Here is an 11,165-nt window from a genome sequence, read left to right on the forward strand (position 1 = left end):
TCTACTCTAGGGCGAGGTCGTCACCCGCGGGCAATCTTCGTGCGTGCCGGGATGCTCGCGCGTGCCGCGTTCCATCCCCACGCCAGCAAAAAAATCACGGTTGCCGTGATTGCCATCGCTCCCCCGGCGGCCAGGTTGAACCAGCGTGAAACGTAGAGTCCGAGCACTGCCGAACCCACGCCCAGCGCGCAGGCGAGCGGCACGAGGCGTTCGATGCGCTGCGTGAGTAGCCGCGCGGCGGCAGCCGGGGCCGCGATCATCGATATCGCCAGGATGGAACCGATCGCCGGCATGGTTGCCACGACGGTCAGCGTGATCAGCAGCAGCACGAGCACTTCGGTGCGCCATTCGCGGTAGCCGCTGGCGACGAACCCGCCGCGATCGAAGCTCGAAAACAGGAGTTCTTTCCACCACAGCGCGACGGCGAGCAGCGCAATCAGCAGCACGACCCCGATGATGGCAATGTTTTCGGGCGGGATCGCCAGGATGGAGCCGGTGAGATACGACTCAACTTTCACCGGCAGCTGCGGGTTGAGCGCGTGCAAAAACACGCCGAGGGCGTAGCCAAACGAGAGCACGATACCCGAGGCAACCTGTTTGCCCTGCCGATGGATGCGGCTGAGCGCCACCATCAGCGCCACCAGGCCCACGCCCATCGCCCCGGCGCCAACAACGATATTGACGCCCAGCACCGCGGCCATCACCCCGCCGGGGAAGGTGGCGTGGGTGAGCGCCACTGTGAAAAACGCGCGGCGGCGCAGCACCACAAGGCAGCCCACCAGCCCGCACAGAAGTCCAACGAGCACCGCCGCCAGGAGTGCTGTTTGAAAGAGCGTCATGTGGCTACCGCCTCGGCACGACTCGGCCGCTGCGAGCGTTGTTTAACAAGTTTCACTCGCGTTGAAGTCGTGCTGATCCCAGCCACGATCAGGTACACCGCAACCATCATGAGCACGAGCACGGCCGAGGGCGAGATGGTGAGCCGCGCATCCACCGAAAGCCAATAGCCGCAGATCAAGCCGGCAACCGAAACCAGCACCGAGCTCGCGATCGCCACCGGCACGATCACTCGCAGTCGACGCGATACCAGCCGGCCGATAGCGGCCGGCACGATGAGCATGGCGAGCACCAGCAGGTTGCCAACCGCCCGGGATGCGGCCACCACGACCGCGGCGATCGACAGGTTGAGTGCCAGCTTGTAGGCGAGCAGCGACAGCCCGGCTGCCTGCGCGCCGGCGGGATCAAATGAGATGAACAGTTGTTGTTTCCAGGTGAGCAGCACAGTTGCCAGCGCCGCGCCTCCCAGCACGGCGATTGCCACCAGGTCGGCGGTTCGGATGGTGAGTAGCTGCCCAAACAGCAGGTGTTCAAGCCCGGTCGCGTAGCTGGTTGATCGTGAAATCAGCACGACGCCCAGCGCGAACGAGCCCGAAAGCAGCACGGCCGTGGTCGCATCCTCGCCCACGCCGCGATGCGCCGCCAGCGTGAGCAGCACGGTGGCGATCAGTGCCGCGATGATTGCGCCGAGATAGATGCCGTCGTAGCTGGCCGCAAGAAACCCGATCACCACGCCCGGGAAAACCGCGTGCACGATTCCGTCACTCAAAAACTCGAGTTCGCGCAGGTTGAGGGCCACCCCCACCACGGCTGCAACAGTGGCAATCAAGATGACCGCAAACAGTGCCCGCTGCATGAATGACGCACCGAAAATGGTCACGAGATCGGTCACGGCAGCGGCTCGCTTGTGCTCGTGTGCGGAATGGGATGCGGATGCGCGGTCGCATCGAAGTGCGTGTCTCGATGCTCGGCCGATTCGCCAAAGGTGGTGACCACCGAGGCGTCGGTGAGCACTTGGGCAACGGGTCCGAATGCGACCTGCTGGTGGTTGATGAGTAGCGCGTGCGTGCAGGCCTGAGTGGCGATTTCAAGGTCGTGGGTTGAGACCATGATGCCCATTCCTTCGCCTCGCAATTCGCGCAGCGTTTCAAGCAGGGCCATCCGGTTGGTGGTGTCGAGCCCGTTGAAGGGTTCGTCGAGCAACAGCAGTTTTGGGTTGGATACGAGCGCGCGGGCAAGCAGGGCGCGCTGCTGTTGTCCACCCGAGAGGTCACCAAAAACACGGTCGGCGCGGCCGGTGAGCCGCACCCGCTCGAGTGCCGCATCCACCGCCTGCCGATCGGCTTTACCCGGCCAGCGGAAGATACCGAGTTCGCGGTAGCGGCCCATCATGACCACCTGGCGCAGCGAGACCGGGAAGTTTGCGTCGAGGTCGGCCCGCTGCGGGAGGTAGCCGATGCGGTTGCGGGCCCGATCGAGATTGCCGCCAAATACGCGCAGGTCACCGTCGACAACGGATACGAGCCCGAGCAGTGCTTTCAGCACGGTTGATTTTCCGGCGCCGTTGGGGCCGATCAGCGCCACCGCCTCACCAGGCCGGACGGTGAGGGTGACGCCGGCGGCCGCCACGGCGGAGCCGTCATAGCTCAGGTTGGCCGAGCGGAATTGCACGACCGGTGACTGCGCCGACTGCGCGGTGGGTGGAACGGCACATCCCCGAACCTGCGAGGAGGTTTCGGGGATGTGCCGTTCGTTGGATGTGTGAGTCACCCGATTAGCCTACTTATCGTCTTTCAGGCTGCTGGGCACCTCGCTCACCTTGCCGCCCCACGAATCGACCAGCTGGGTCACGTTGTGGATCTGCGAACCGATGTAGGTCTCGCCGTCGCTGCCTTCCGGTCCGAGCGCGTCGGTGTAGAGCCCGTCTTCGCCGGAGTAGACCTTGGCGCCGGTTTCGTTAGCGATTGCTTTCGCGGTGTCGGGCGATAGCTGCTGTTCGGCAAAGATCGCGGGAACCTTGTGCTCTTTGATCTTGGCAATCAGCTCGTCGAGTTCGGCAGCGCTGGGCTCGGCATTGTCGTCCCAGCTGGGGATGATCGAACCGACGAAGGTGACGTCGTACTCGTCGTTGAAGTAGTGGAGGGCGTCGTGGTTGGTAACCAGCAGACGCTTGTCTTCGGGGATCTGGTCGATGTTTTTTTCGATCCACTCGTCGAGGTCGTCGAGCTTCTCGTTGTAGGCTTCAGCGTTTTTCCTGTAGGTGGCAGCGTTATCGGGATCGGCGTCAGCGAGTCCCTTGGCCACGTTGTCGACCATGTCTTCTGCGTTGCTGGGTGAGGTCCAGATGTGCGGGTTTACACCACCGTGGTCGTGGTCGTGACCGCCGTGGTCGTGACCGTGGTCGTCATCGTCGTGGTCATGATCGTGCGCATCATCGTCGTGTTCGTGCGCATCATCATCGTGGTCATGCGCATCATCATCGTGGTCATGCGCATCATCATCGTGGTCATGCGCGTCATCGTCGTGGTCGTGCGCGTCATCGTCGTGGTCGTGCGCGTCATCGTCGTGGTCGTGATCGTGCGCGTCATCATCTTCGTGCACGTCAATGCCCACCGATGCGTCGATGCGCGCGCCCTTAAACTCGGCAGCGTCGAGCGTGTCGTCGAGCCAGGGTTCGAGGTCGACGCCGTTGTAAATCACCACATCCGCGTTGCGGAGCGCCTCGAGGTCAGCTGCGGTGGGTTCGAAGCCGTGTACCGATTGACCGGGCTTCAGCAGCGTTGTTACCTGAGCACCCGTGCCGTCACTCACCTCGCGAGCAAAGTCATCGAGCTGGGTGGTGGTAGTCACCACTGAAATCCCGTCGCTGTTATTGGCAGCAGGTGATTCACCGCTTGCGCAGCCGGCCAGTGCCAGCGATACGGCACCAATTGCACCGGCCATTCCGAGCAGGTTCGAAAACTTGCGCATCCTGTTCCTCTCATTTGCACGCGCGTCAAACAGAATCAGCCAACCGTAGCGATTAACAATAATCATTGTCAATTGATGCCAGGATGCGCAGCAGCATCCGGCCTTGCAATTGCCAAGTTGATGTTGAATCATCCAGCTGAACGTGCCGGAGGCAAACTAAAGACCGCAAGCTGCCAATTCTGCGGCAAATTACTTGCAAACTTAATTTTGCAAACGCAAAATAGAAGTATCCCCCGCTCCCGTCGGTCTGGAGTGAACAGTATGGCAACCAACCAACGCCGCGCCGAGATCACGGCCGCACTGCGCGCCGAACACACGGTGCGCATCAGCGACCTCGCCCAAAAATTTCAGGTCTCCCGCGAGACCATCCGCAAAGATCTCTACCGTCTCGAAGAAGAGGGTGTCGCCACTGTCGTCCGGGGCGGCGCTGTATTGCGCGACCAGCGGCGCGAATCAGCGTTCGAGCAGCGTCGCACGCTCAACATTGAACGCAAGCGCGCCATCGCCCGGCAGACAGCATCCCTGGTTGAACCCGGCATGACGGTGTTTCTTGACTACGGCACCAGCACGCAAATGCTCGCCGAGCGAATCGTCGAAATTAGCCCGCTCACGGTGGTGACCAACACCCTGCCGATCGCCAGCACGCTGCTGGCCAACCCAGACATTGCACTGGTTATCCCCGGTGGCAATGTGCGCCCCGATGAGTCGTCGCTTTCTGGACCGCTGGCCATGTGGAACCTGCAGCGGCTCTTTTTTGATGTCGGTTTTTTCGGCTGCGCCGGCATCTCGGCCGAGCGCGGTGTCACCAATTTCCACGTGCTCGAATCCGATTTTTCGCGCCAGGCGATTGCGCACGCCAATCGCAGCTACCTGCTGGCCGACTCGAGCAAGTTTGGCACCGCGGCGCTCAACAAGGTCGTACCGCTGAGCGCGCTCGACGCCGTGATCACCGACGATGCGGTCGACCCCGAACAGGCCGAGGTGATCCGCGACGCCGGCCTTGAAGTTCGGCTGGCCAACACACCCTAGGGCGCAAACAAGATCTCCACCCGCGAAGTCACACTTGAGTGCAATACACCCCGGAAGGAATACCCATGTCACAGGCAACTCGCACCGTCACCGTCAAGGACCCGGTCGGCCTGCACGCCCGCCCCGCCTCCGAACTGGTGAAAACCGTGGGCGAGAGCGGCGCCAAGGTCACCATTTCGAAGACTCCTGGTGAACCCGGCGTGGATGCGGCCAGCATCCTGGCGGTGCTCTCACTCGGTATTGCGCAGGGCGACACCGTCGAGCTTGTGGTGGACGGCGAAGATGCGGATGCGATCGCCGACCGGCTCGTCAAGCTCATTGCGGAGCAGAACGGCTAGTTTCGCCACGAGCGGCGACCTCAGCATTACACGCCATCATCTGCCCCGCTGGGCGGGAGTTCATGCAGCCAACTGCGGACGACTTCAAAAAATGTATCCGGAGTCACCAAACTGTTCAATCAATAGGCGAACCGACTTGAGAAGCTACACCATTATTAAGAAATAACAGTACGCGATGAGCCGAAGGAAAGTGGCGCCGGATTAACGATTCCGCATTTTCGACTGCTCCAGTAAAGAAATTGGGCTCTACGAGACTCGGCGATGCGGATTCACTCTCTTCAGCAAATACGCAAGCAGCGAAATTGCTGGGATTAACAACGCACCGAGAGGGAGGAATGGGCCCGCATCCGTCTTCCCAAAGCACACCATACGCGTCTCGCCCGAGATATCCCATTGGCTCAACGAACTCCGATGCAGCAATCTCCGCATCAACCAACCTCGCCTTACGCAACCCTGGCCTTGGCAGAACGAAAGACTGCCCAACCAACCCACCTACCCGCTTGTCCCAAAACAAGTAATTAAGCGCTGGCCTTTCTTCGGATATTTCAACCCAGGTCACCCGCAGTTCTGGACAGTAAAATTCACGCCCTATAATGAATGGGTACATCCACAGAAGGTGCCGGTCAAGGTGTTCAACATCATATTCTTCCATGACGGATCGAATGTTTGAGCTTGTCACATCTATACCTCTCCCTTAATGCAACGAATCGTATACTTCCTGCTCTGTTAATGGTTGATATCCCGCTACCTCAATAGTGACACTCTCGCCACCCCCAGAGGCTAGCCCTGCCCCCTCATCGGAATCCGCGTAGAAAGGTACGAGAGGAAGCCCTCGGGCCGCTGCGTAGACCTGTTCGTACACCCATGAATCGCATTTAGTCGTTTATCTGCGTCAGGGTAATTGCAGTACATGGTTTGCAGGCTCTTCGGAATTGAGGGTGTGGTCGGGGTGTGAGGTTCGTTGGCGCGTCGCTGCGTGGGTAGGAGTCGAGGCCTTCCGAGGATGGAAGTTCTCACACTGCCCATTCGAAAGATCTCGACGTGCCCCACGCTACCTTTGTTGCTCCTGACGTGACCAAGTTCTGCCGTCTCGACGAGCTCGGACTGGAGGTGATCCGGCAGTTCATCGAACCGGACCGGTCGGTGCTGGAGTGCCGCGTGACCGAACCGGATCAGTGGTGCCGGCGGTGTGGCAGCGCGGGCAGGCCCCGTGACACGGTGACGCGTCGGCTCGCGCACGAACCGTTCGGCTGGCTGCCGACCGTGCTGCTGATCCGGGTGCGCCGCTACCGGTGTGGGGGTGCGGGCACGTGTGGCGGCACACGCGTCGGGGCGACAAATACGTCACCGTCATCATCGACCTCACCGGGCCGCACGCTGGCACCGGCCCCGCCAGGCTGCTGGACATGGTCGAAGGCCGCACGAAACACGTGTTCAAGAAGTGGCTCGCCGCACGCCCCGCCCCCTGGCGCGACGCGATCGAGGTCGTCGCCATGGACGGCTTCAGCGGCTACAAATCGGCAGCCAACGAGGAACTGCCCGACGCGATCCCGGTGCTCGATCCGTTTCACGTCGTCCGCCTGGCCGGCGATGCGCTGGACGAGTGCCGACGACGAGTACAGCAAGAGCTCTACGGGCGCCGCGGCCGAAAGAACGATCCCCTCTACCAAGCCCGCCGCACCCTGCACGCTGGCACCGATCTGCTCACCCCGTCCCAGCAGAACCGGCGCGAGACACTGTTCTCGAACGAGCTGCACGTCGAGGTCGAAGCGACCTGGGGCATCTACCAGCGCATGATCACCGCCTACCGCGACACCGACCGGGCCCGCGGCCGGGCCGCGATGCAGGCCGTGATCACCTCCATCAGCCACGGCGTTCCACCGCGCTCAAAGAACTCCGAAGGCTCGGGCGCACCATGACCAGGCGAGCCACCGACGTGCTGGCCTACTTCGACCGCCCCGGCACCAGCAACGGACCCACCGAAGCCATCAACGGCCGACTCGAACACCTCCGCGGCTCCGCCCTCGGCTTCCGCAACCTCACCAACTACATCGCCCGGGCGCTCCTTGAAAGCGGCGGCTTCAGAAACCAACTACACCCTCATATGCGATGAGCCGGTTTGGTCCTGTGCAGACCCTGAGGGGAGCGCGCTTAGAGCCTCCGTCCGTTAATGTCTCCCCGTGAGTTCCTCTTCCATTCCCGCACGCACGCTGGCGCATGCTCGCCGCTGGATGACCGCAGGACTTGTTGTCTCCATCTTGGGTACACGACTGATCGAAGGCGGCTCAGATGGTCTCGTCGCTCTAGGCCTTCTTCCAGTCGTGTGGGTAGCTGTCTTGACCACCGCCGGTGAGTTGATCTCATTCGCGTCTCCTGTGATGGCCAGTTTCTTCGCCCGGTTCAGTCCCGCGGGTGTTCTCATCGCCTCCGACTTGCTAGAGGCCGTTGTCAGTGCAGTGGCGTTCATCATCATCCTGGTTGCCCCGTCGCTATTGGTCCCCGTGCTTATTGTTTATCTGCTCATCTCGGTAGTGTTCCCAGCGATTACCGATGTGGTCGAGGAGTTTTACGGCCAACAGCTCGCCCAGGCAGACCCTGATGAAGCCATGACCTTTAACGCGTCGATCTACTCGATCCTCGCGTTCATCGGAATCGTCTTCGCCATGCCGCTAGGTAGTGTCTTGGCTGGTGTATCAATTCACGTGCTGCTGGCCGCAAACATGACCTTGTCCGCAGCCGGCACACTGCTTCGCTTCGTAAGTTCACGAACAGTGGTTACGCTCCCGCCAGTAGAACAGGATGCTGAGGACTTCGCAGTCTTCGGAAAACGTATGGCATTCAAGCCGTTTATGAAAGATCTGGTTACGACTGGCGTAGCCTCGCCGCTGTTCAGCTTTCTCACTGCGACGGGAGCCACAGTGGGTGGAATCTATGTCTACTTGGCGGGGGCAGCCTCCTCAGACATGCCACCCACCGATGCACTCGGGCTCACCGTAGCTGCCTTTGGTGTTGGCGCAACCATCGGCCCCTGGATAGCAAAGGCACTCTCTAAACTCGGAGATCTCTCCCGTACTGTTTCCAGACTCCTTTGGATGACGGTTGTCTTTCTTCTCGCCTTGAGCATCGCTTTCGCGACCGCAAATGGCCAAATCTCATGGTGGATCGGTATTGTCTACGCACTTTTCATTGGTTTCCTCGCCCGGATGCGGGCAGTCCTCACAACGACGTTGCGTCAGCGTAGCTTTCGAGGCTCACGGTTTGGGCGCATCATGAGCTGGTCTTTCGCCGCGACTGCTCTCGGCACTAGCGTCGGAAGCTGGTTGGCAATCGTCGTGAATGCCACTGAATTCCCCCAAGTCGCAGTGTTCATTTACGCGCTCTTCCTTGTGGCCGCGGCACTCTTGGCTATGCAAACACACAAGAACACGGATTGTTACGCCGCAGCTGGGCGCAAGGTTTGATTTAACGCGATCAGCAATAAGTTACGGTGTCCATCAGCCAACCACCGCTACCAAAGCCGGATCAACCAGTAGGCCAGCCCCGCACATCCGGCAGCCCACAGCATGCTGAGCATCGTGCCAATGATGAACAGCTCACCGATGCGCGGGCTCGCCTGTGCGTGCAGTTCTGGGTAACGGCCGAGGCCCTTGACCGCGACGATCATCGCCAACCCGGCGGGGAACCCGGCCATGAGCGTGCTGTAGGTCGCCACGCGTTCAAGCATGCCAATCCAACGCCCGCCGGGAAGCACACGCTGCGGCTCAAGCAAGCGATCATCATCCTGTTTTGGTGTGGGCTGGTCAATCTTGGCAAGAAGCCAGCCGATGAGCGGATTGGCCGCCACTGCGATCACAGCGAATAGCGCCACGATAAGGGCTTTCAATACCTGACTGAGCAGTGGGTCCACACGCAAATGCTAACGAGCGATACCGACAACACTGGCCACCGCTCGGTGGAAGAGCACTGTATTTGCCTGAGGAACTCACTTCTCCAGAGCAGTTCAATGAAGCTATTATCTTCATATGGCGAAAATGAAGGTCAAAAACCCGGTCGACCTATCGCATCCAACCCAATGCGTCGCGCTGCTCGCCGACCAGGTCGGCTCGCGCGATAGCAATCGAGCCCAAAGCCACACCGCAATTCTCAACACCCTCCCGCGCATCAACCAGCAGGTACCGAGCCTCGATGCGCTCCGCGTCACCGTGGGTGATGAACTACAGGGCGTCTACCCCACCCTCGGCGGGGCACTCGAAGCTGGCTACCGACTCCGGCTCGAACTGGCCGGAACCGTCGACCTGCGCATCGGGTTGGGCCGTGGCGAGGTGGTCGAAATTGACACCGAGCACGGCATCCAAGACGGCTCAGCCTGGTACGCCGCCCGCGATGCCATCGGCCAGGTCGCAGCCATTGCCCAAACCCGCGGCTACCGGTCCGTGCGCACCGCACTGGTCAATGCCGACACGGATGAACCCGGGGCCTCGCTCATCACCCCCGCGCTGCAGCTCATCGACTCTGCGCTCGGGCGACTGCGGACCGGAGCCGCGCAGTCACTGCTCGCACTCATCGACGGCCACGACAACCAGTCGGCCGCCGAAGCCGCCGGTATCTCGCCATCCGCCAACTCGCAGCGCATCGACAATAACGACCTGCGCATCCTCGCCGACGCGATCCGAGCCGTCATCGCACTGCCGTAACGCAGCTAATCGAGCAGCAGCGCCGGCTCTTCAACGATCTTCGCCACATCCGCCAAAAAGCGTGAGGCAACATCGCCGTCAACAAGCCGGTGATCGAAGGATGCGGTAAGCGTCGTGACCTGCCGCACCCGCACCTCATCATCCACCACCCAGGGCTTGGGCCGCACGGTACCGAATGCCAGGATGCCCACCTCACCGGGGTTGAGAATCGGGGTGCCTGAATCCATCCCAAACACACCAATGTTGGTGATCGTGAACGTGCCGCCCTGCTGGTCGGCAGGTGTGGTCTTCCCCTCACGAGCCGTCATGGTGAGCTCCTGCAGCGACTGCGCCAGCTCACGCATCGACATCGACTGCGCCTCTTTAATATTCGGCACGATCAAACCGCGCGGGGTCGCCGCCGCAATCCCGAGGTTCACATAGTGCTTAATGGTGTATTCGCTGTCGGTCCAGGTCGCGTTCGTGGTGGGGTTGCGGCGAATCGCCCACATCACGGCCCTCGCAACGATCAGCAGCGGCGAAACCTTCACATCCGCATAGTCGGGTGAGGCTTTCAACCGCTTCACGAACTCCATCGTGCGCGTGGCGTCAACGTCCACAAAAAGCGTCACATGCGGGGCGGTGAACATCGACTTCACCATGTTTTGCGCGATCATCTTGCGCACACCCTCAACGGGGTGGCGCTCCTCACGAACATCGCTCCACTCGGGAGTCTCAATATTCGCGAACATGCGCGCCTGCTCGGCGTGCCGAATCACATCCTCACGGGTCACCTCGCCCGCGGCGCCGGTTGGTTGCACCCGCTCGAGATCCACATCCAGATCGCGCGCCAGCTTCCGAATCGGCGGTTTGGCGATCACCGGGTAGGCGGATGCGGCCGGCACCCTGGCAGCTGCCGGTGCCGACTGTTCTGGTGCGGCAGCGGGTGCCTTCGGTGCGGCTGCGCGACGCTCGGCGGCACTACCGCGGCGACGGCCACGCCGCGAGCGCGAACCGGCGCCGCTGCCATAGCCCACAAGATTGGCGCCCTCGCCGTCGCCTTTCGCTGCCTGGCCGGGTTCTTCACGCATCCGCAAAATGGCGGCGCCAACCTCAACCAGGTCACCTTCGGCCACCAGCAGATCACCAATCACTCCGGCAAACGGGCTTGGCAGTTCAACGAGCGACTTGGCGGTTTCGATCTCAACGAGCACGTCATTCACCGCAACCGTGTCGCCCGCGGCCACCCGCCACGACACGATCGTGGCCTCGGTGAGTCCCTCACCGACATCCGGCAGTTCGTACAGCTGACTCATCC

General features: G+C 61.4%; 10 protein-coding genes and 1 pseudogene. 5 read left to right on the forward strand and 6 right to left on the reverse strand.

Annotated elements, in window-relative coordinates:
• Positions 1 to 20 precede the first annotated feature (20 nt).
• From JMV54_RS06220 to JMV54_RS06235, 4 genes are read right to left on the reverse strand one after another with little or no spacing between them, the layout of a single operon-like run.
• The gene (locus JMV54_RS06220) at positions 21 to 839 is read right to left on the reverse strand and encodes a metal ABC transporter permease (protein ID WP_201518058.1); all 819 of its coding nucleotides are present in this window, start codon (positions 837 to 839) and stop codon (positions 21 to 23) included.
• Positions 836 to 1,729 (reverse strand): metal ABC transporter permease, encoded by an 894-nt coding sequence (locus JMV54_RS06225; protein ID WP_201518059.1) that lies wholly within the window; start codon positions 1,727 to 1,729, stop codon positions 836 to 838. Before JMV54_RS06225 ends, JMV54_RS06220 begins: the two co-directional genes overlap by 4 nt.
• Complete coding sequence (locus JMV54_RS06230) at positions 1,726 to 2,607, reverse strand: metal ABC transporter ATP-binding protein (protein ID WP_230972839.1); 882 nt, start codon at positions 2,605 to 2,607, stop codon at positions 1,726 to 1,728. Before JMV54_RS06230 ends, JMV54_RS06225 begins: the two co-directional genes overlap by 4 nt.
• Before the next feature lie 9 nt (positions 2,608 to 2,616).
• On the reverse strand, positions 2,617 to 3,807 hold the full coding sequence (locus tag JMV54_RS06235) for a metal ABC transporter substrate-binding protein (RefSeq protein ID WP_201518060.1): 1,191 nt from the start codon (positions 3,805 to 3,807) through the stop codon (positions 2,617 to 2,619).
• Positions 3,808 to 4,068: 261 nt separating this feature from the next.
• Between JMV54_RS06235 and JMV54_RS06240 the strand changes: the two genes are divergently transcribed.
• The 4 genes and pseudogenes from JMV54_RS06240 (at position 4,069) to JMV54_RS06255 (ending at position 8,635) form a co-directional block, all read left to right on the forward strand.
• Entirely contained in the window at positions 4,069 to 4,836 is a 768-nt protein-coding gene (locus JMV54_RS06240) for a DeoR/GlpR family DNA-binding transcription regulator (protein ID WP_201518061.1), read from the forward strand.
• A gap of 65 nt (positions 4,837 to 4,901) precedes the next feature.
• Positions 4,902 to 5,174, forward strand: a complete 273-nt coding sequence (locus JMV54_RS06245; RefSeq protein ID WP_201518062.1) for an HPr family phosphocarrier protein — start codon at positions 4,902 to 4,904, stop codon at positions 5,172 to 5,174.
• A gap of 1,041 nt (positions 5,175 to 6,215) precedes the next feature.
• Positions 6,216 to 7,287: pseudogene (locus tag JMV54_RS06250) on the forward strand (ISL3 family transposase).
• 67 nt (positions 7,288 to 7,354) lie between these two features.
• Positions 7,355 to 8,635: an MFS transporter gene (locus tag JMV54_RS06255; RefSeq protein ID WP_201518063.1), complete on the forward strand. Its 1,281-nt coding sequence runs from the start codon at positions 7,355 to 7,357 to the stop codon at positions 8,633 to 8,635.
• A gap of 47 nt (positions 8,636 to 8,682) precedes the next feature.
• On the opposite strand, the gene JMV54_RS06260 is transcribed toward JMV54_RS06255, so the two are convergent.
• On the reverse strand, positions 8,683 to 9,081 hold the full coding sequence (locus JMV54_RS06260; RefSeq protein WP_230972840.1) for a hypothetical protein: 399 nt from the start codon (positions 9,079 to 9,081) through the stop codon (positions 8,683 to 8,685).
• Between the two features lie 115 nt (positions 9,082 to 9,196).
• Between JMV54_RS06260 and JMV54_RS06265 the strand changes: the two genes are divergently transcribed.
• Positions 9,197 to 9,868, forward strand: coding sequence for a SatD family protein (locus tag JMV54_RS06265; protein ID WP_201518064.1), 672 nt, complete (start codon positions 9,197 to 9,199; stop codon positions 9,866 to 9,868).
• A gap of 5 nt (positions 9,869 to 9,873) precedes the next feature.
• On the opposite strand, the gene JMV54_RS06270 is transcribed toward JMV54_RS06265, so the two are convergent.
• Complete coding sequence (locus tag JMV54_RS06270; RefSeq protein WP_201518065.1) at positions 9,874 to 11,163, reverse strand: dihydrolipoamide acetyltransferase family protein; 1,290 nt, start codon at positions 11,161 to 11,163, stop codon at positions 9,874 to 9,876.
• Between the last annotated feature and the right edge of the window lie 2 nt (positions 11,164 to 11,165).

It is taken from the genome of Gulosibacter hominis (genome assembly GCF_904842695.1).
In the GTDB taxonomy this organism is placed as follows: Bacteria; Actinomycetota; Actinomycetes; order Actinomycetales; family Microbacteriaceae; genus Gulosibacter; species Gulosibacter hominis.